This is a genomic window from Mobilicoccus caccae (assembly GCF_030161635.1).
Lineage (GTDB): Bacteria > Actinomycetota > Actinomycetes > Actinomycetales > Dermatophilaceae > Mobilicoccus > Mobilicoccus caccae.
The window spans coordinates 1-18,511 of the sequence record NZ_BSUO01000001.1; the positions used below are offsets into that span (position 1 = coordinate 1).

17 protein-coding genes and 2 pseudogenes are annotated in these 18,511 nt (G+C 71.2%); 9 read left to right on the forward strand and 10 right to left on the reverse strand.

Annotated elements, in window-relative coordinates:
- Both QQK49_RS00005 and pta read right to left on the reverse strand, forming a co-directional pair.
- Positions 1 to 184: pseudogene (locus QQK49_RS00005) on the reverse strand (acetate kinase); the annotation flags it as partial.
- Positions 185 to 187: 3 nt separating this feature from the next.
- A pseudogene (pta, locus tag QQK49_RS23065) lies at positions 188 to 2,282 on the reverse strand (phosphate acetyltransferase).
- Between the two features lie 116 nt (positions 2,283 to 2,398).
- Here pta and QQK49_RS00015 point away from each other — a divergent pair.
- From QQK49_RS00015 to QQK49_RS00035, 5 genes are all read left to right on the forward strand, one after another.
- The gene (locus tag QQK49_RS00015) at positions 2,399 to 2,872 is read left to right on the forward strand and encodes a hypothetical protein (RefSeq protein ID WP_284302007.1); all 474 of its coding nucleotides are present in this window, start codon (positions 2,399 to 2,401) and stop codon (positions 2,870 to 2,872) included.
- Positions 2,873 to 2,913: 41 nt separating this feature from the next.
- Complete coding sequence (locus QQK49_RS00020) at positions 2,914 to 3,975, forward strand: methyl-accepting chemotaxis protein (RefSeq protein WP_284302008.1); 1,062 nt, start codon at positions 2,914 to 2,916, stop codon at positions 3,973 to 3,975.
- A 361-nt stretch (positions 3,976 to 4,336) separates the two neighbouring features.
- A complete protein-coding gene (locus tag QQK49_RS00025; RefSeq protein WP_284302009.1) occupies positions 4,337 to 5,188 on the forward strand; it encodes an alpha/beta hydrolase in 852 nt (283 codons plus the stop codon).
- Between the two features lie 167 nt (positions 5,189 to 5,355).
- Positions 5,356 to 6,108, forward strand: a complete 753-nt coding sequence (locus QQK49_RS00030; RefSeq protein WP_284302010.1) for a VanZ family protein — start codon at positions 5,356 to 5,358, stop codon at positions 6,106 to 6,108.
- Complete coding sequence (locus QQK49_RS00035) at positions 6,105 to 6,494, forward strand: hypothetical protein (protein WP_284302011.1); 390 nt, start codon at positions 6,105 to 6,107, stop codon at positions 6,492 to 6,494. The genes QQK49_RS00030 and QQK49_RS00035 overlap by 4 nt, the downstream gene beginning before the upstream one ends.
- 112 nt (positions 6,495 to 6,606) lie before the next feature.
- On the opposite strand, the gene QQK49_RS00040 is transcribed toward QQK49_RS00035, so the two are convergent.
- The 5 genes from QQK49_RS00040 to QQK49_RS23070 all read right to left on the reverse strand — a co-directional run bounded on the left by QQK49_RS00040 (position 6,607) and on the right by QQK49_RS23070 (position 11,591).
- Positions 6,607 to 8,466 (reverse strand): calcineurin-like phosphoesterase family protein, encoded by a 1,860-nt coding sequence (locus QQK49_RS00040; RefSeq protein WP_284302012.1) that lies wholly within the window; start codon positions 8,464 to 8,466, stop codon positions 6,607 to 6,609.
- A gap of 712 nt (positions 8,467 to 9,178) precedes the next feature.
- Positions 9,179 to 9,934 (reverse strand): HNH endonuclease signature motif containing protein, encoded by a 756-nt coding sequence (locus QQK49_RS00045; RefSeq protein WP_284302013.1) that lies wholly within the window; start codon positions 9,932 to 9,934, stop codon positions 9,179 to 9,181.
- 17 nt (positions 9,935 to 9,951) lie between these two features.
- A complete protein-coding gene (locus QQK49_RS00050) occupies positions 9,952 to 10,764 on the reverse strand; it encodes a hypothetical protein (protein ID WP_284302014.1) in 813 nt (270 codons plus the stop codon).
- Between the two features lie 256 nt (positions 10,765 to 11,020).
- Positions 11,021 to 11,347: a phosphotransferase-like protein gene (locus QQK49_RS00055; protein WP_431310563.1), complete on the reverse strand. Its 327-nt coding sequence runs from the start codon at positions 11,345 to 11,347 to the stop codon at positions 11,021 to 11,023.
- Positions 11,238 to 11,591, reverse strand: a complete 354-nt coding sequence (locus QQK49_RS23070) for a phosphotransferase-like protein (protein ID WP_431310499.1) — start codon at positions 11,589 to 11,591, stop codon at positions 11,238 to 11,240. The genes QQK49_RS00055 and QQK49_RS23070 overlap by 110 nt, the downstream gene beginning before the upstream one ends.
- A gap of 313 nt (positions 11,592 to 11,904) precedes the next feature.
- On the opposite strand from QQK49_RS23070, the gene QQK49_RS00060 reads away from it, so the two are divergent.
- The 3 genes from QQK49_RS00060 (at position 11,905) to QQK49_RS00070 (ending at position 14,184) form a co-directional block, all read left to right on the forward strand.
- Positions 11,905 to 12,948, forward strand: coding sequence for a S66 family peptidase (locus QQK49_RS00060; protein ID WP_284302016.1), 1,044 nt, complete (start codon positions 11,905 to 11,907; stop codon positions 12,946 to 12,948).
- 103 nt (positions 12,949 to 13,051) lie between these two features.
- On the forward strand, positions 13,052 to 13,213 hold the full coding sequence (locus QQK49_RS00065) for a hypothetical protein (protein WP_284302017.1): 162 nt from the start codon (positions 13,052 to 13,054) through the stop codon (positions 13,211 to 13,213).
- Positions 13,195 to 14,184 (forward strand): patatin-like phospholipase family protein, encoded by a 990-nt coding sequence (locus QQK49_RS00070; RefSeq protein WP_284305786.1) that lies wholly within the window; start codon positions 13,195 to 13,197, stop codon positions 14,182 to 14,184. The genes QQK49_RS00065 and QQK49_RS00070 overlap by 19 nt, the downstream gene beginning before the upstream one ends.
- Positions 14,185 to 14,200: 16 nt before the next feature.
- Here QQK49_RS00070 and QQK49_RS00075 read toward each other — a convergent pair whose 3' ends face one another.
- Positions 14,201 to 15,688 (reverse strand): DUF1846 domain-containing protein, encoded by a 1,488-nt coding sequence (locus QQK49_RS00075; RefSeq protein ID WP_284302018.1) that lies wholly within the window; start codon positions 15,686 to 15,688, stop codon positions 14,201 to 14,203.
- A gap of 62 nt (positions 15,689 to 15,750) precedes the next feature.
- On the reverse strand, positions 15,751 to 16,890 hold the full coding sequence (locus QQK49_RS00080; protein WP_284302019.1) for an MFS transporter: 1,140 nt from the start codon (positions 16,888 to 16,890) through the stop codon (positions 15,751 to 15,753).
- A 106-nt stretch (positions 16,891 to 16,996) separates the two neighbouring features.
- Here QQK49_RS00080 and QQK49_RS00085 point away from each other — a divergent pair, with 106 nt between their 5' ends.
- Positions 16,997 to 17,452 (forward strand): YdeI/OmpD-associated family protein, encoded by a 456-nt coding sequence (locus QQK49_RS00085; RefSeq protein WP_284302020.1) that lies wholly within the window; start codon positions 16,997 to 16,999, stop codon positions 17,450 to 17,452.
- Positions 17,453 to 17,512: 60 nt separating this feature from the next.
- Here the strand turns inward: QQK49_RS00085 and QQK49_RS00090 are convergent, their stop codons facing one another.
- A complete protein-coding gene (locus QQK49_RS00090) occupies positions 17,513 to 18,337 on the reverse strand; it encodes a peptidyl-tRNA hydrolase (protein ID WP_284302021.1) in 825 nt (274 codons plus the stop codon).
- Between the last annotated feature and the right edge of the window lie 174 nt (positions 18,338 to 18,511).

The following is an 18,511-nucleotide window of genomic DNA, read 5'->3' on the forward strand; positions in this document are numbered from 1 at the left end:
GCACGTGATCGGGCACCTCGAGCTCGCGGACGTGCTTGTGCCCGCCCACCTCGTGCTTGATCGAGCCCTGCGGCAGGCCGATGCGGTCGACCAGCCCCTTGGCGTGGGACTCACCCGTGTCGGGGTCGACGAGCTGGTACTTGAGCGAGGAGGAACCCGCGTTGACGACGAGAACTGCGCGCATGCCTTACCCCTTGGCCTGGATGCCGGTGATGGCGACGGTGTTGATGATGTCTCGCACGGTAGCGCCGCGCGAGAGGTCGTTGACGGGCGCGTTGAGACCCTGCAGGACGGGCCCGATCGCCACGGCGGACGCGCTGCGCTGGACGGCCTTGTACGTGTTGTTCCCGGTGTTGAGGTCGGGGAACACGAGCACGGTCGCGCGACCGGCCACCGGGGAGTCCTTGAGCTTGGTGGCCGCCACGTCGGGGTCGACCGCCGCGTCGTACTGGATCGGTCCCTCGACGAGGAGTTCGGGGGCGCGTTCGTGCACGAGGGCCGTGGCCTCACGGACCTTCTCGACGTCGGCGCCGGAGCCCGAGCCGCCCGTGGAGTAGGACAGCATCGCCACCCGTGGCTCGACGCCGAACTGCGCGGCGGTCTTGGCCGAGGAGATCGCGATGTCGGTGAGCTGCTCGACGTTCGGGTCGGGGTTGATGGCGCAGTCGCCGTAGGCGAGGACCTTGTCGGCCAGGCACATGAAGAACACGCTGCTGACCACGGAGACGCCGGGAGAGGTGCGGATGATCTCCAGCGCCGGGCGGATCGTGTGGGCCGTGGTGGTGATCGATCCGGACACCATGCCGTCGGCCTCGCCGGCCTTGACCATGAGTGTGCCGAAGTAGGCGGGGTCGACCACGACGTCGTGGGCCCGGTCGAGGGTGACTCCCTTGTGGGCGCGCATCTCGGCGTAGGTGTGGGCGAACTGTTCGCGCAGCTCGCTGGTGTAGGGGTCGATGACGCGGGCGTTGCTCAGGTCGAGGCCGAGCACGATCGCGCGGTCGCGGATCTGGGCCTCGTCGCCGAGCAGCGTGAGCCTCGCCACGCGCCGCGCGAGGAGGGTGTCGGCGGCGCGCAGGATGCGGTCCTCGCCCCCTTCGGGCAGGACGATGTGCGCGTCGGCGGCGCGGGCGGGCCGTGAGCTGGTGCTCGAACATCAACGGCGTGACGACCCGCGGTGCCGAGGAGGGCTCGTCCTCCGGCCCGGCCGCGGGCAGCAGCGCGTCGACGTCGACGTGATCGTGCACGAGCGCGCGGGCGTGCTCGATCTTGCGGGTCGTGTGCGGCGTGATCCGCCCGGCGACCTCGTGCATGGCCATCGCGGTCTGCATCGTGTCGTCCTCGCACGTGAGCACGGGCAGCTCGACCTCCAGGCCCTCGACCAGGCGCGAGACCTGGCGAGACAAGGGGAATCCGCCGTTGAGCACGACACCGGCGAGCGCGGGGAACGTGGAGGACTTGTGCGCGAGCAGCGCCGCGATGAGCACCTCTTCGCGGTCGCCGGGACAGATGAGGACCTTGCCCTCGGTCAACCGGTCGAGCACGTGCGGCATCGTCATGCCGGCGACGACGAGGCCGGCGGTCTCGCGGTCGAGCAGGCTGTCCTCACCGGCGAGCAGGGTCGCGTCGATGGCGGTCATGAGGTCGCGCAGGGTGGGCGCGCCGAGCAGTGTGTCGTCGGGCATGGCGAACACCCGCGGGGTGCAGGTGTCGAGGTCGAGCTCGGCGAGCCGGGACTCGATCGCCTCGCGCACGACGTCGACCTGGCCGTCGGGGACGCGGTTGGTGACCACGGCGGCGACGTCGGCGTGCCGGCTGCGGGCCTCCTGGACGCTCACGACGGCCGCGGTGGCGGTGGCGTCGGCGCCGCGGTCGATGGCGGGGACGACCAGCACCATCCGCGAACCCAGGTGGGCGGCGAGGGCGGCGTTGGTGGAGAACTCCGCGGGAGCGGGGACGCCGGTGAAGTCCGATCCGACGATGAGCACCATGTCGTGGATCGCGGCGAAGGCGTGGTAGCGCTCGACGGCCGTGCTGATGGCGGCCTCGGTGTCGCGGTGGATCTCCTCGTAGGTGACGCCGACGGCCTCCTCCAGGGGCGTCTGGGAGGTGGAGAACGGGTGGAGGAGCTCGAGGATGCGGTCGGAGGAGCGGTCCTGGACGACGGGGCGGAAGACGCCGACCCGGCCGCCGCGGGCGCAGAGTTCGGCAAGGAGCCCGACCGCCAACGCGGTCTTTCCTGATCGGGATTCGACGGACGCGAGGTACAGGCTGCGAGTCACGTTTTTCACGATAACCTCCCGAGAAATAGCCGGTGACACGCCCGGTGATTCGCGAGGTGCCTCCTGTCCCTTCGGCCGCCACGGCCGACTCAGAAGTCGGACATTTCGACCGATGGGTGCCCGACGACATCAACGAGCCGGGAGAATTCGTGCGACGCCCCTTCAGAAAAGACCCGGTCATCCAGACCGCGACGACCCCGATCGAGCACGACGAGGTCTTCATCCTTCGCAAGGTCGTCAAGACCCTGGCGGGGGCGGAGGGCTACCAGGCCGCCGCACACGCCGGCATCAACCGGGTGTGCGACACCGTCGGGTGGGACCTGTCCAGCGTGTGGCGGGTCGACGAGGAGGCCGGCGGGCTCGTCCTCGACGTGTCCTGCGGACGCAACCCCGAGCTGACCGCGAGGTCGGCCGGAGTCGTCATCCCCCGCGGTGCGGGCGGGCTCGGCAAGGCCTGGCAGACCGGTGAGCTCGTCCTCGAGGAGGGCGAACTGCGCGATCTCCAGGCGATGCTCGGCCCGGATGCGCCGGTCCTGTCGACCACGCTGGCCATCCCGATCTTCTCGGGGCGTCGCGTCGAGGGGTCCTGAGCTTCGCGTCCCTCGAGCCGTGGCCGCGCACCGAGCGCCGCATGGAACTCATGCGCTGCGTCGGCGACCTGGTGTCGCAGGCCCTGGACCGGATCCAGGCGGCCGAGTCCTCCGCCGAACGCGCTCGTGACGCGACCGCGATCAACGCGGTGCTGCGCGAGGTCACCGAGGCGGAGTCCGAAGAGGCCGCGGTGAAGATCGCGCTCGACACCATCCGGCGCGAATTCGGTTGGGCCTACGGCTCCTTCTGGGCCGTCGACCCGGAGGCGCAGGTCCTGCGCTTCTCCACCGAGTCCGGTGACGCCGGCTCGGAGTTCCGGGACGTGACGCGCGCGGCGACCTTCGCCGAGGGCGTGGGCCTGGCCGGGCGCACCTGGCAGAAGCGGGATCTCGTGTTCGAGGCCGATCTCGGCACGGTCACCGACTGCGTGCGCGCACCGGCCGCCCAGCGCGCCGGGGTGAAGTCGGGCGTGTGCGTGCCGATCACGATCGGCTCCCAGGTGGTCGGCACCATGGACTTCTTCGCCACCCGCGAGATCGTGCTGACCGACGCGCGCCGCGACGCCCTGCGCAACACGGCGTTCCTCGTCTCGCACAGTCTCGAGCGCAGCCGTGCCACCGCGCGGATCGCGCACGCCGGCCGCGAACTCATCACCTCGATCTCCGAGGTCGGCAAGAACGTCGATTCCGCGCGGGACGTCGCCGCCGAGGCGAATCGCATCACGGCCGAGGCGGGCCGGATCGTCGCCGGGCTGGACAACAGCTCCATCGAGATCGGCGCCGTCGTCAAGACCATCACGACCATCGCCGAGCAGACCAACCTCCTCGCCCTCAACGCCACGATCGAGGCGGCCCGTGCCGGCGACGCGGGCAAGGGCTTCGCCGTGGTCGCCGGAGAGGTCAAAGACCTGGCGCGCGAGACCGCGTCGGCCACGGAGGAGGTCGGCACGAAGGTCGCGAAGATCCAGTCGGATTCGACGGCGGTGCGCGGTGCGCTCGACGAGGTCTCACAGACGGTGCGCCAGATCAACGACGCTCAGGAAGTCATCGCGAGCGTCCTGCGAGAGCAGGTGGAGGTCACGCGCAGCGTCCTCGGCGGCTGAGTGTCGGGATGTCGGCGGCGACGCACACATCGCAGCGAGAGTGGCGACACCCGCCGAATCTCCTACGCCTCCTCCGGTCTCGTGCCGCCTCCGATCGGAGGCGGCCTCGGCTCGCTGTCCTGGGCGGCTCCCGTCGAGCGATCTCCCAGGTGGGGTCGCTACCCTGCCGACTCGTGCCGGGGGCGCGCGTGAGTACCAGGGGGGACGATGAGACGGATGCCGGTGGCCGTGACGGCTGCCCTCGCGCTGAGCCTGCTGGGTGCGTGCGCCACCACGCCCCCGCTGACGCCGGAGGAACATCGGACCATGCACCCCACGCCGTCCACCCCACCCGCCACACCCGTGCCGGAGCAGCACGTGCGTGATCAGGCGTACGTCGCCGGCGGCGACGACGCACACGCTGGACCTCACGGTGCCGGGCGGTCACCGCGGTCCGCGTCCGGTGGTCGTGTTCATCCACGGCGGCGGCTGGGAGGGCGGCTCCCGAGCGCTGTTCGAGAGCACCGAGGGGCAGAACGTCGCGGCCCTGCGCGACGCCCTGCACCGGCGCGGCTGGGCGACCGCGAGCATCGACTACCGCCTGTCCGGGGACGCGCGGATGCCCGCGCAACTGCACGACGTCAAAGCCGCTGTGCGGTGGGTGTACTCCCACGCCGGGCGCTACGGACTCGATCGGGAGCGCATCGCCGTGGCCGGGGAGTCCGCCGGCGGGCACCTGGCGCAACTGCTCGGGACGACCCGGGGGCGGGCCGCGCACGAGGGGCGCCTGGGGCCGCTGCAGGGTGCCTCCAGTCACGTCGTCGCCGTCGTGAGCTACTACGGCGTCTCCGATCTGGCGGCGGTCGTCCCCGATCGGGTCCGGGCCGGGTGTGGTCGTGGGTCCGCCGGGCGGAGTTCACCGGAGGGGAAGCTCATCGGCGCCGACCCCGGTGCCGAGGCGGGCGCGAAGGCCGCGGCGGCGGCGAGTCCGATCACGTACGTGTCGCCCGAGTCGGCGCCGACCCTGTTCATCCACGGGCGTCAGGACTGCGTCGTCCCGCACGCCCAGTCCGAGCGTGCGGCCGAGGCGCTGCGCCGAGCCGGTGTCGCGACCGACCTCGTCCTCACCGACGGCGGGCACGCCGAATCCCGGTACTACGCAACGGAGGACATGCAGCGCAAGGCCGTCGACTTCCTCGCGACCTACCTGGATCCGCCTGCCGACGGCGGATGAACGCAGCGGTGGATCCGGGACCCGACCGGGCGGGGGAGCCCTCGGGGAGGTCCTCCTGGAGGAGGACCCGAAACCCTCCTGCAGGGTGACGCGCCGAGGGGAGGCCGGCGGGCACCGTGGTCGGTGAGCGCGGACCCGCGCTCGACGCGACCGTCCGAGGAGTCGACATGTTGAGCCAGGCCGTCTGGTCCGTGATCGCCGGTCTCGCCCTGTCGGGTGTGGCCTTCGTGCCCGTGCTGGTGTGGCAGTACCGCCGCTACGGTGCGCCGTCGCCCATGCGCTTGTTCGGCCTGGTCATGGCCGCGGTGTACGGGTCGGCGATCATCGCCTACACGCTGTTCCCGCTGCCCGGGCCGGGGGAGCTGACCCCGGGGTTCTGCACCGCTCGCGGTCGCCCTCTCGAACTCGATCCGACCGCCTACTTCCGCGCGATGCCGCGTGAGCTCGCCGGGCTGTCGCCGATCGCGATGGCGAAGAGCTGGGTGGTCATGCAGATGGTCCTCAACGTCGCGCTCTTCGTGCCGCTCGGGGTGCTCGGGCGGCGGCTGGGGCACTGGTCGGCCGGTCGGACCGTCCTCACCGGGGCCGGGGTGTCGCTGCTGGTGGAGGCCACGCAGTACACCGGCAACTGGGGGCTCATGGCGTGCTCCTACCGGTTCGCCGACGTCAACGACCTCATCACCAACACCACCGGCACCGCGATCGGCGTGGCCGTGGCCGGGTTCGTCCCGCGGTTGTTCGCCGACCCCGACGCCCTCGTGCGGCAGCGGGAGTCCGCCCGCCCCGTCACCCGGGTGCGCCGGTGGACCGCGATGCTGCTGGACGCCTGGATCCTCGCCTGCGCCGTCGCGCTCACCTGGGTGGGGGTGTTCATCGCGTTCGGGCTGGCCGTGGGGCCGCGCCTGGAGGAGCGGGGATGAGCGACCTCGCGCTCGAGCTGATGCGGTGGGCGGCGGTGGCCGTCACGGTCGCCCTCGCCGTGCTGCCCACCCTGCGCGGATCGCGGGCCTCCCTCGGGCAGCGGATCGTCTACCTGCGACCCGTGCCGGTCCGGCGGGACCGCCCGTTCCCGCTGGTCACGCCCGGTCTGCTGCGCGGGGTCGCCGCGGTGGGCATCTTCGCCGGACCCTTCCCCGTGGCGGCACTCGCCGTGCTGTGGCTCGTCGCCGACGTGCTGTGGGTGCTGCGCGACCCGCGAGGTCTGAGCGGGGTGGTCTCCGGGCACGACGTCGCCGATGCGCGGGCCGTGGACCGGGCGGGTTCGCACGCGGGCTCGGGAGCGACGGTGCGCGAACCCGTCGGCTGAACCGCGCGGCCGACACGGGCGGTCGTGGACGGCGAGGGTGAACCCCGCAGCCTCGGCGGCTGCGGGGTTCACCCTCATCGGGCCGTGCCCGGTCCGTTCTTCCGGTGCGGCGTCACTTCACCGGCGCGCGCTCGTCGACGACCGTGAAGCGGACCGTCTCGGTGTAGACCCGGCCGTGGCGGTCGGTGCCCTTCACGGTGGCGGTGTGGGTGCCGTTCGACAGGTTCTTCGGCAGCGTGGCGCGCCACACCGAAGAGCTGTTCTGGGGCACGTTGCCGCCGGCCGACAGCAGGTTGGCGTTGGCGACCTGGACGTCGGCGAACTCCCACCCGGTGTTGGTCTTCTCGCCCTTGCCCGGCTGCGCGAGCTCCGCCACCTGGTAGGCGCGGCCGTCGACGGACATCTCGACCGTGGCGTCGCGTGAGCCGAGCAGGAAGTTGGCCGAGATCCAGGTGCCGCCCTCGAGGTCCTCATCCGTGATGACGTTGAGGTTGCCCATGGTGGGGCGTGCACCCTTGTCGGCGGCCTTGTCCGCGCGCCACGCGAGAGCCTTGGGGGCCCAGTCACGCCACGTCGGGGAGTTCACGCCGAGGGAGAGCCGGTACTTCCAGGGCTCCTGGCGCACCTTGTAGCTCTCGACGAACCGGTTGCCCTTGAGCGACAGCGTCAGGGTGCCGGGACGGTTGCCACCGATGCCGACGGCGTAGGGCAGTCCGGACTCGTCGAGGTTGCCGGAGTACCAGTCGCCGGAGACGGCGCCCGCGACGATCTGGTGGAACGGCAGCTCGGCGATGCCCTTGGCCGCCCATTCCTCACGCTTGGTGCCCGGGAGCAGGTTCTCGATGGTGTGGGTGTGGCCACCGATCATGACGGTGTTCTCGGCGGTCCGACCGGTCGACTTCAGCACCGCGAACAGGTCGGCGGCGTTGTCGGTGCCCACGCCGCGGTAGTGCATGATCGGCGCGTGCGCGTTGATGACGACGAGCTTGTTCGCCGGCACGCTCGCGAGGTCCTTCTTCAGCCAGTCGAGCTGCTCCTGCGTGAGGGACTCCTTGTAGCCGCCGTTGTCCCACTTGCCGCCGGGCTTGGTGCCGTTGTAGCGGATGTTGTCGAGGGCGACCATGTGGGTGTTGCCGACGTCCCAGGAGAAGTAGGCCGGGCCGAACTGCGCGCGGTGGGTGTCGAGGCTGCCCTCGTCGTCCTTCGCGTCGAAGTCCATGTCGTGGTTGCCCGGCAGGGCGCGGACGGGACCCTGGAATTGGCGGTAGATGTCCTTCGTCGGGTCGTTCATGGCGAGGTCGTCGCCCACGTTGTCGCCGAGGAGCAGCACGCCGCAGCCGCCGAGGTCGGTGCGCTTGACGAGGTCGCGCACCGCACCCTGCTTGGCGTAGGCGACCTCCTTGAGGTTGTAGCCCTGTGTGTCGGAGGCGACCGCGCAGTTCTGCGAGGTCTTCGCGGTGGCCTTCGACTTCACCATCGGGAAGTTGACGGCCTTGGGCAGGGCGCCCGTGGCGGGTACGCCACCGAACCGGAGCTTGGGCGAGCCGGTCGGGAAGTGGTTGTAGGAGAACTGGGCGATGTTGTCCTCGTTCACCGGCACGGCGTAGCCCGAGGGCTGCGTGACGAAGACCGTCATGCGGTCGAACGCGGGGAGCGAGTACTCGCCGTCGGCGTTCGTGGTGACGACGTCGCGGCCGTTGGAGACGGTCACGCCGGCGATGCCCTTCTCGCCGCGGTCCTTGACGGAGTCCTTGTCCTTGTCGACGAACACCGATCCGGTGAGGACCTTCTCGTCCGCGGCCTTGCCGCGGACGACCTGCACGTGACCGGTGTAGTCGTCACGGACGACCTGGGCCTTGCGCTCGGGGTTGACGGGCGGGGTGGAAGCGGCCTGCGAGACGGTCACGGGCGCGAGGGCCAGACCGACGAGCGGGAGGATCGCCGTGGCGACGCGGCGGGATGCCTTGTTCATGAGGTGCTCCTGGGTGAGAGACGGAGGGCTGGACGGGCCCGCCGTCACGCTGTCGCGCCGGGGTGAACGCGACTCTGCCGTCGTCTGTTGGCCCGATGTACGCCACCTGACCGGACCCTGAGTAAATCCCTTGGTGCGCAACGAATTTCGGGTGACGTTCACCTGGTGTGCGCCGCCAGAGAACGTCGATCTGTTGTCGGGGTCGTCGGTCGCGCTGCGGGAGGGGTGAGGTGCGGGTGCAGGCATCGGGGTGCGGGCGGGCCGGACCCCGGCGTCCGGCGCGCCCAGCGTCGCGATCGTCGGCGTGGTCCAGGACGTAGCGCAGTTTCGACGTACTCGCGGAGGGGGTCGGGGGCAACAGTGCAGGTCAGCGGGGTGGGGTGTGGCGGGACCCCCTCCAGATGACGTCGAAACTGTGCTACGTCTCGGGTGGCATGGGCGGCGTGCCCGCTACCGAGATGGGCGCTTCGTCCTGCGTGACGCGCCGGGGTGGGGGCGGGAGGCGTCGGCCTGGTACGTCCTCGCGTTCCAGGTCGGGATTGCGGCGGGCGCGGGCCTCGGAGGTCTCGTCATCGCGCTCCGGGCGGCCCCGGGATGCTCCCACCCACGTCGTGCGTCGCGGTGGTCGCCGCGGCGGTCGTGGCGTGGGTGGCGGTGCGCGACCCTCATCGGACTGCTCGCCGGGCATGAGCGTCGTCAGGCCCGAGCCTCATCAGAAGGGTGGGGGTCCTGGGTCGGTGTCGGTCCAGGGGTCGCGTCGTGGTTCGGTGGTTCGACGCAGTCGTGTTCGTCGTGGTCGGTGGATGTGGATGGGGTCGTCGGTGAGGTCTCCGACCAGGACGGTGTCGATCGTGGTGGTGCGTCGGCAGTCGGGGCAGCGGGTGATGCGATGCACCACGCGCTCCGGCTGGGCGGGCCTCGATCCGAACGCAGTGAGCGCTCCTGGCGCGGGGTCGGCGGCGGGGTGGCCGGCAGTGCTGAGGGCCTCCAGGATCTGGTCGGGTGTGGGTGGGTCGGGGTCGCGGTAGTCCCAGGGTGTGGTGCGGTAGCGGCGTCCGGTGGGGGTGGTCCAGATGATCGTCCCGTCGGGTGCGGGTTCTCGATGGGAGTGCCAGGTGCGGTGGGTCTTGTGGTTGTGCCCGCCACGATGCTTGGCCGACACGTTCGACTCGCTGGTGGGGCCGCCGTCGGCGTAGTCGATGTCGTGGTCCATGTCGCACGCCCCGGCCGGACGGGTGCTGCCTGGCACTCGGGAGACCCGGTCGCGGGCCACGATCCGTTCGCGCAGGTCCCCGGTCACCGCGTATCCGGTGCTGGAGAGGTCGACCAGGTGCCCGCTCATCGGGTCGGTGACCAGTCGCCGCCAGGTCGATCCGGCCGCGAACGCCACATCGCGCACGATCTCCGCGCAGATCCACTCCTGTCGGCCCGCGATCGGCACCATTCCCGGATCTGCGCTCGCACCCATCAGGGAGGCCGCCGAGATCACCACATCGACCCGCGCCGCGGGCAACGCTCCGGCGAACCTCGAATACGCGGACAGGCCGGCGACGTCCAGGATGGCCGAGTCGGTGGGTAGTTCGCCCCACTGCAGCAGGTCCAGGGTGATGTCGGAGCGCAGTTGGGCCAGCGTGCGCGGATCCCCTCGCCCCGCAGCCGGCGCGCGATCCGGTCGACGCGTTCATGGGCGCTGGCCACGCGCAGCACATGGCCTGACGCAGACAGGGTGGCCTCGCCCTCGGGCAGCACGTCGATGCGGGTGCACCGCTGCCGCATCCGCTGGGCGTGACGCTCGGAGGCGTCCACGTGCCTGGCCACGAACCGCCGCAACCGGGCGCCGAACACCTCGTGCGGCACCAAGAGTCCGCCCACTCCGTCGACCGACCGCGCCGGATAGGGCGCCACGACCCGCGTCACCAGGTCTTCGATGTGCTCGGCCGGGACTTGGGCAGCGGAGTCCATGACTCGTCGCGCGCGTTCCCAGGACAACTCGCCCCGGCCCAGCGCCGCCCTGATCGGTCCCGTCCGCGAGGCATCACCACAGGCCAGGTCCAGCCGGGCCCGGCATTCATGAACCCGCAACCCCGTCGCCAGTGCCACCTCATCGACCACACACGCATCGGCCTCGGCGACCTCCAGAGTGCGCCGCCCCGCCGGGACATCCGGTGCCAGCGCCGCGAGGGCCTCCCGCCGCCGGCCGCGCGCCATGACCTCCATGAGGACCACCGACCGCGCCACCAACGCCGCCCGCTCACGCTCGATCCGCTCCAACTCGGACAGCAACTCATCCCCGGACATGCCCGCGAACACCGCCGCCTCGACACGCTCGCCCTCGCCGTCTGAGCGCGTGAGGGGGCCGCCGGCCCGACATATTCGGTCGCTGTCGACACAACCCTCACCCCCCGATCACCCGTCTGATTCCGTCTCCTCACCCTATCGCGTTGACCGATGAAAAGGAATGCTCAAACGGGAAACAATCGAATAGGTGTACGAGTTATCCACAGCGCTGTGGATACTCCCGCGTTGTCCACATCGTCGCCAGAGCAAGCCGGGCCTACAGGAACGGGCACCGCCTGATGATCTCCGCCGCCGCATCCCCCGGGGTGGCCGTGTCGGTGTTCACCACCATGTCCCAGTCGCCGCCCTGGCCCAGGCGGTGATGCCCTCGCGCATTGCCCGACTTGCGGCCCGACATCCGCTCCCGCTCCCGTCGTTCCAGCACCTCCAACGGCGCCGTGACGTAGACCCAGCAGCTCGCCGATGCCCGGAGATCACGCCGCCAGGTAGGCATGGTGGAGGCCTCGATCGGCATTTCGTCGAGGATGACGTCGTTGCCCGTCGCGAGGAGCCCGTTGACGGCGGCCCGCATGCCGGCGAGCAGCCTCCCCCAGCGTCTCCATAGCGGATGCGGGCCAGCGGAGCGCCGTCGTCGTCGGCGGAGTCGTCGTACCAGAATCCCGGCCCCGGACCTCGCGGATGGTCCTTCCAGTGGTGGGGGAACATCGAGAAGAATGATCCACCCCGACATGCAGAAGGGGTTCGCCCAGCCGGGTCTGCAGCTCCTGCGCCACAGACGTCTTGCCTGCGCTGGAGTCTCCCGCCAACACCACTGCTCTCCCGATCACGCGCCGAGTGTCCCAGCTTCAGGAGTCCGGTCGCCGGTCGACGCGCGGTCCTCCGGTGACCTCCCTGGCCAGGGGAGCCGGTGACGCCCGTCCTCACCCACGGCCCGTTTCGATCATGCCCACGGCGTCGACGTGCTCGCCCCCCCGCTGTCCCGGCGCGTGAGAGGGGTTGCCGGCGCCACACGTTCCGTCGCGGTGGACACCGCACGTCCCCCCGATCGCCCGCCGTCCACAGCACCCGGTCGAGCCGGCTCCAGGAGCAGACACCGTGCGTGGTCAGACACACGACTCAGCCCCTCCTACCCTGGGGGTCATGTCGCTGACCTCCCCGCCCAAAGCCGTGCCCGGAGACCGGGTGGCCGTGATCTCGCCGTCGTTCGCGGCGCCTGGATTCGCGCCGGAGGTGCACGAGCAGGCGATGCGTCGCCTCGCGGAGGTCACCGGTCTCGTCCCGGTCGAGTACCCCACGACCCGGCAGCTCGGGTCGTCGGCGCAGGCTCGGGCCGACGACATCATGGCCGCGTTCGCCGACCCCTCGATCCGGGCGGTGCTGGCGACCGTCGGCGGTGAGGACCAGATCACCGTCGTGGGCCGCCTCGACCCTGACGTCGTGCGCGCCGACCCCAAGCCCTTCTGCGGCTACAGCGACAACACCAACCTGCTGAATTGGCTCTGGGCGCACGGGATCCAGGGCTTCTACGGCGGGTCGACCCAGGTCCACCTCGGGCCGGGGCCGGAGGTCGACGCCGTCCATGCGGCCTCCCTGCGCGCCGCGTTACTCACCGGTGAGCGGCTGCGGATCACCGATCCGGGGGTCTCGGAGGACGTCGGCAAGGACTGGACCGACCCGGCGGCCCTCACGCAGTTCGGCGATCGCGAACCGACCGAGCCGTGGAGTTGGGCGGGGCCGGCGCGATCCGTGACCGGCCGCACCTGGGGCGGGTGCATCGAGGTCCTGCAGTGGATCCTCACGGCGGGGCGATTCCCTGACGACGCCGGCATCCTGGGCGGCGGGATTCTCTTGCTCGAGACGTCGGAGGAAGTCATCGACGCACGCGAGTTCTCGTGGATCCTGCGGTCGATGGGGGAGCGCGGCCTCCTCGCCGCGGTCGACGCGGTGCTCGTGGCGCGTCCGCCGGTCGCGACGATGGAGCACGCCCCGCCGGCGCGGGACCGAGCCGCCCATCGGGAACGGCAGCGCGACACCGCGATCGAGATGATCGCCCGCTACAACCCCGACGCCGTCGTGGTCGTGGGAGTTCCGTTCGGGCACACCAGGCCTCAATGGATCCTGCCCTACGGCGGAGTCATGACCGTGGACGGCGCCGCCCGGGAGGTCTGGGCGGAGTACGCCTGAGGCGCCCCTGATCCGGTCGTCAGCCGGCGGCACAGGCCTCCGCCGTCTCCTCCAACCCGGGCAGCCCGACGACGCCCGCATCCACCCACGTACCGTTTCGGTCATGCCGCCGACTCCCTCGTCGTCCACCTCGCCGCAGGCGCCCGAGGCGCCGCTCGACGTCAAGCTCGACCTGGCCCTGCAAGGTGGGGGTCGCACGGCGCGTTCACCTGGGGTGTTCTCGATCGTCTGCTCGACGACGACCACATCACGATCAGCGCCGTGAGCGGGACGAGCGCGGGTGCGCTCAACGCCGTCGCTCTCGCCTCCGGTCTCGCGGACGGCGGTCGGGTGGGTGCCCAGCAACGCCTCGCGCGGGTGTGGACGGAGGTCGGCCGGATCGGCACATGGATCTCCTCGCCGCTGGAGGCAGTTCTCGCCGACACGCCGCTGCAACCCTGGGTACAGATGTCCCAGGCCTGGGCCCGCATGTGGACCGGTCCCGTCGGCGGGGCCTGGCAGCAAGCCGTCCGGATGTGGGGCGCAGCGTGGTCGGCCGGGTTCTCCCCCTACGACATCAACCCCTGGGGCGTCCATCCGCTGCGGCGGATCATCCAGCGCGAGATCGACTTCGACGCGATGCGCCGCGGTGAGGTGGAGGTGTACGTCTCTGCGACGGCCGTCCGCAGCGGGCGGCTGCGGGTGTTCGACGGGTCCCGGATCGACGTGGACGTCGTCCTCGCCTCCGCCTGCCTGCCCACGTTGTTCCAGGCCGTGACGATCGACGGCGAGGAGTACTGGGACGGCGGGTACGCCGGCAACCCCTCCCTCCTGCCGCTGGTCGACCACGCCGAGGCCCGCGACCTGCTCGTCGTCCAGATCAACCCGGTCGGCCGTGACGAGGCGCCCACCACGGCCCCCGACATCCTCGACCGGATGAACGAGATCACCTTCAACGCCTCGCTGGTCAAGGAGCTGCGCATCCTCGGTCTCCTGCAGATCGTCGCGCCGGAGGCCGACCGGGCCTGCGAACAGCACCCGTTCCTCGCGCGCGTCCGGGATCTGCGCGCGCACCGCATCGACGGTGGTGACGAGCTGGCCCGGTTCAGCGCGTCCTCCAAGACCGAGGCGCCGGCCGCGCTGATCAGGAGCTTGCACGACCTGGGATGGCAGCAGGCCGACGCCTGGTTGGTCGAGCACCGCGCCGACCTCGGCCGCCGTCAGACCCTCGACCTCGCTTCGCTGGCGATCGCGTGAGTCGCGCCCGCCGCGCTCAGGACTTTCGGTACAGCTTCTTGGTCTGGTAGGCGGGTTCGCTCGTGACCTGCACACCGAGGTTGCGGAAGATCCCCTCGTCGACGGGCCCGAGGATGACGGTCGAGTGCACGTCGCACCCGCGCAGCTTGGGGAGTTCGGCGAGCGCGCGACGTGCGTTGTCGTCGTGCTGGGCGCCGACGGCCAGGGCGATGAGCACCTCGTCGGTGTGCAGGCGCGGGTTGCGGCCCCCGAGGTGGCGGGTCTTGACCTCCTGGATCGGCACGACGGTCTCGCGCGCCAGCAGCTTGACGCCGTCGTCGATCCCGGCGAGGGCCTTGAGCGCGTCGAGCAGGATCGCCGAGCAGCAGCCCAGCAGCGAGGTGGTCTTGCCGGTGATGATGCGGCCGTCGGGCAGTTCGATGGCGGCGGCCGGCCCCTTGGTGCGCTTGGCGACCTTGAGCGCGGGCTCGACGACGGGGCGGTCGGTGGCCTGGATGCCCATCCGGCCCATGAGCAGGGCGATCTTCTCCGACTGCTCGGGCTCGATCTCCTCGCGCCGTTCGTGCGCCAGGGCCTTGTAGTAGCGGCGGAGGATCTCCTGCCGGCTCGCCGCCACGCACGCGTCGTCGTCGCTGATGCAGTGCCCCACCATGTTGACGCCCATGTCGGTGGGGGAGGCGTACGGCGAGGTCTCCATGATCTGCTCGAACAGCAGGTTGAGGACGGGAAAGACCTCGACGTCGCGGTTGTAGTTGACGCAGCTCTCGCCGTAGGTGCGCAGGTGGAACGGGTCGATGAGGTTGACGTCGTCGAGGTCGACCGTGGCGGCCTCGTAGGCGACGTTGACGGGGTGGTCCAGCGGCAGGTTCCAGATGGGGAAGGTCTCGAACTTGGCGTAACCGGAGGAGATCCCGCGCTGATGGTCGTGGTAGAGCTGCGACAGGCAGGTGGCCATCTTGCCGCTGCCCGGGCCGGGCGCGGTGACGACGACGAGGTCGCGGGAGGTCTCGATGTACTCGTTGCGGCCGTACCCCTCGGGGCTGACGATGTGCGCGACGTCGTTGGGGTAGCCCTTGATCGGAAAGTGCCGGTAGACCTTGACGCCCTGCCGCTCGAGCTTGCGCTTGAAGGCGCGTGCGGCCTTGTTGTCGTCGGTGACGTGCGAGATGACCACGCTGCCGACGAACAGTCCACGGCTACGGAACTCGTCGATGAGGCGTAGGACGTCGGCGTCGTAGCCGATGCCGAGGTCGCCGCGCATCTTGTTGTCGGCGAGGTCCTGGGCGCTGATGACGATGACCATCTCGACCTCGTCGGCGAGCCGGCGCAACATGACCAGCTTGTCGTCGGGCGCGAAACCCGGCAGGACGCGGGAGGCGTGCAGGTCGTCGAAGAGCTTGCCGCCGAACTCCAGATAGAGCTTGCCGCCGAACTGCTTGCGCCGGGCGTCGATGTGCTCCGCCTGCATCTGCAGGTACTTCTCGCGGTCGAACCCGATCTCCATCTCGCCCCTTTCGACCGTCGGAGCCTACCGGGCGCCTCCGAGCGCCCCGCGCACCGCTCCGGTCACGTGCGGACGAGGACGACGAGGGCGCCGATGCCGGCGACGACCGCGGCGATGACGCAGGCCGCGACCACCGACTGCTGGTAGATCGGCAACAAGGCCGGCGCGAAAGCGGATCCGAGGAACTGGGCGGACAGCGCGAGGGCGGTGGCGGTGTTGCGGTTGGCGGGGGTGCTGCGCAGCGCGAGCGTGTTGGTCATGACCCGGGCCCCGGTGCCGGCGATCCCGGCGGCGACGACGCACGCGACGAGGGCGGCGACCACGGGCGGCCAGGCGGCGGCGCCGACGGCGAGCGCGAGGGTGGCGGTCGCACCGAAGCCCATCCGGCGCATCCCGAGGCGATCGGCGAGGGCGCCCACCAGCCGCCCGGAGGCGAGCCCGGCGACACCGAACGTGGCGACGACCAGCCCGCGGGCCGCGGGGGACAGGCCGAATCGGTCGCTGGCCTCGAGCGCGGCCACCAACATGATGACGGTGGAGGCGAACTGCACGGTGAACCCGACCAGGCACGCCTGCCCGAGCCCGCGGTTGAGCAGGGGCCGCCACGGCGGGCGGGCGGCGTCGGTCCGGGTGTGGGCGGGTGCGCGGGGGGTGACGATCGCGAGAGCTCCGGCCGCCACGGCGACGACGACGAAGGCGAGCCGGTAGTCGACGGCGGCCGCCAGCCCACCGACGAAGGGCGCGAAAGCCATCCCCGCGGCCTGCATGCTCGCGTACGTCCCGAGACTGCGGCCGATCCGCGAGGCCGGCACGCGGTCGGCGATCATCGTGATGAGCAGCGGCGTCGTGAAGGCGTTGGCCATGCCCTGCAGCACGCGTCCGGCGAAGAACACTCCGAACACCGGAGCCACGACGCACACGAGCGCGGCCGCCGCGTAGACGACGTACGCGCGCCGCACCGTGCGCTCCGCACCCCACCGGGCGGCGAGCAACCCCGCCAGCGGCATGAGGGCGGCGAACGGGAACAGGTAGGCGCTCACCGCCGAACCCGCCGCCGTGACAGTCGTGTCCAGCCCACCGGCGAGCTCCGGCAGCATCGTGTTGAGGATCGCCCCACCGAACGGGCCGAGGAATCCGCCGGCGTACAACGGCCACAGCGAGCGCTCCTGGTCGCGGGGGACGTCGCCGGTTCGGTCGGACACCGGCACAGAGTACGCGTGCGCCGGTCGTGAGCATCGGCGATGATCGAGCGCGGATCGCGACACCGGGCCACGCGGATCACGGCCCCGACCCGAGGAGAGCCCACCGATGACCGAGTTGTCACTGCGAACCACGTTGGAGCCGTTCGGTCCTGCGTGCGCGATCATCCTCACCGACGACCAGGTGCGCGAGCTCGGCGGCGGCAAGCGGGCGGCGGTGCGCGTGAGCATCGACGGGCGCACGACGGCCCTGCGTCTCGCCGTGATGGGCGGCGTCAACTGCATCGGCCTCAGCAAGGCCGCACGTGCCGAGCTCGGGGTCGAGATCGGGCAGCAGGTCGACGCCGTGGTGGCGCGCGACGAGACGCCGCGAGAGGTCGAGATCCCCACCGAACTCGCCGACGCCCTGAGCCGGGACGCCGACGCCGGCCGGGGGTTCGAGGCGCTCGCCTACACCCACCGCAAGTCCTTCGCGACGTGGGTGGGCGAGGCCAAGAAGGCCGAGACGCGGCTGCGGCGGGCCGCCGAGGCGATCACGATGATCCACGAGGGCCGCATGCGCTGATCCCGGTGGTTTCACCGCTCGGGGAGTTCCTGGGCGAGGGACTCGCTGCCGCGGCGCCGCTCAGCCCTTCTCGAGGGTGGCGACGACGGTGATCGTGCCGGGGTCGACCTCGGTGTACCCCGCGTCGCGGACGGCCAGGCGCCGATGCTCGGTCCAGGCCACCGCCGGGTCCTGCAGGCTCGCGAGGAGATCCCTCCAGCACCGCTCGTCCGCGACCTCGGCCACGGCGGGGCAGTCGGCCTCGAACCACCGGCGCAGCAGGTCGGGGTCGGTCTCGGCGGCCAACGCGGCGGCGATCATGCCCGCGTGTCCGGTCTGGGCCATGAGCTTGCCCGCCGTCATCTCGAGCGAGGCCGGGACGACGCAGCGCAGGTGAGGGCCCTCGTGCGGCGTGGTGGCCGGGTCGGCTGCCGGGGCGGGGGTGTCGTCGTCGGGGTCGACGGGCGGGATCTCCGTGCCGCCCACCTGCATCACCGACACCCGCTTGTCGAGGTCGCCGACTCGCCCTGGAACGAGGACGCGGATCTGCGTGTCGCCCTGCTCGAACGACAGTCCGGGCAGGTCGGCGCTCGCCTCCCATCGGGCTCCGCGGGCGCGGCGGGTGACCTTGCGGATGTGGCCTCGGCAGTACGCGTCGACCTCCGCATGCCAGGGCCCGCCAGGAGCGCTGCGCTCGTCGAGGCAGAGCAACGCGCACCCGGTGGCGGCCAGGGCCAGTGCCGTCGCCCGGTCGGGGGATCCGTCGCGTTCCAGGCGCAGGATGAGTTGCAGCGCGCGGACCTCCTCGGGGTCCTCGCGGCCGTCCCGTTCGACCTCGACTGCGTCCAAGCCCAGCCAGTGCGCGTATCGCTCGCGCACCGGGGTCAGCACCTCACCGATCGACATGACTCCCACGGTGCCATGGGGACGCGGATGCCCGTCGCCGCGGCCCGCCGGCGTCGGATCGGGTCGTCGTCGCCGCTCGCCGTATCTGTGGCGTGACCAGCGGTGTTCTGCGTTCCGGATGCGTTGTCGGTGGCGGCGGCTACGGTCGGCACCCACGGCGTCACGACAGAGGAG

Coding starts and splice junctions, on each gene's coding strand:
- QQK49_RS00020 (WP_284302008.1), top strand. CDS start 2,914: ATGGAACTCATGCGCTGCGTCGGCGACCTGGTGTCGCAGGCCCTGGAC.
- QQK49_RS00030 (WP_284302010.1), top strand. CDS start 5,356: ATGTTGAGCCAGGCCGTCTGGTCCGTGATCGCCGGTCTCGCCCTGTCG.
- QQK49_RS00035 (WP_284302011.1), top strand. CDS start 6,105: ATGAGCGACCTCGCGCTCGAGCTGATGCGGTGGGCGGCGGTGGCCGTC.
- QQK49_RS00040 (WP_284302012.1), bottom strand. CDS start 8,466: ATGAACAAGGCATCCCGCCGCGTCGCCACGGCGATCCTCCCGCTCGTC.
- QQK49_RS00045 (WP_284302013.1), bottom strand. CDS start 9,934: ATGGGTGCGAGCGCAGATCCGGGAATGGTGCCGATCGCGGGCCGACAG.
- QQK49_RS00050 (WP_284302014.1), bottom strand. CDS start 10,764: ATGTCCGGGGATGAGTTGCTGTCCGAGTTGGAGCGGATCGAGCGTGAG.
- QQK49_RS00060 (WP_284302016.1), top strand. CDS start 11,905: ATGTCGCTGACCTCCCCGCCCAAAGCCGTGCCCGGAGACCGGGTGGCC.
- QQK49_RS00065 (WP_284302017.1), top strand. CDS start 13,052: ATGCCGCCGACTCCCTCGTCGTCCACCTCGCCGCAGGCGCCCGAGGCG.
- QQK49_RS00075 (WP_284302018.1), bottom strand. CDS start 15,688: ATGGAGATCGGGTTCGACCGCGAGAAGTACCTGCAGATGCAGGCGGAG.
- QQK49_RS00085 (WP_284302020.1), top strand. CDS start 16,997: ATGACCGAGTTGTCACTGCGAACCACGTTGGAGCCGTTCGGTCCTGCG.
- QQK49_RS00090 (WP_284302021.1), bottom strand. CDS start 18,337: ATGTCGATCGGTGAGGTGCTGACCCCGGTGCGCGAGCGATACGCGCAC.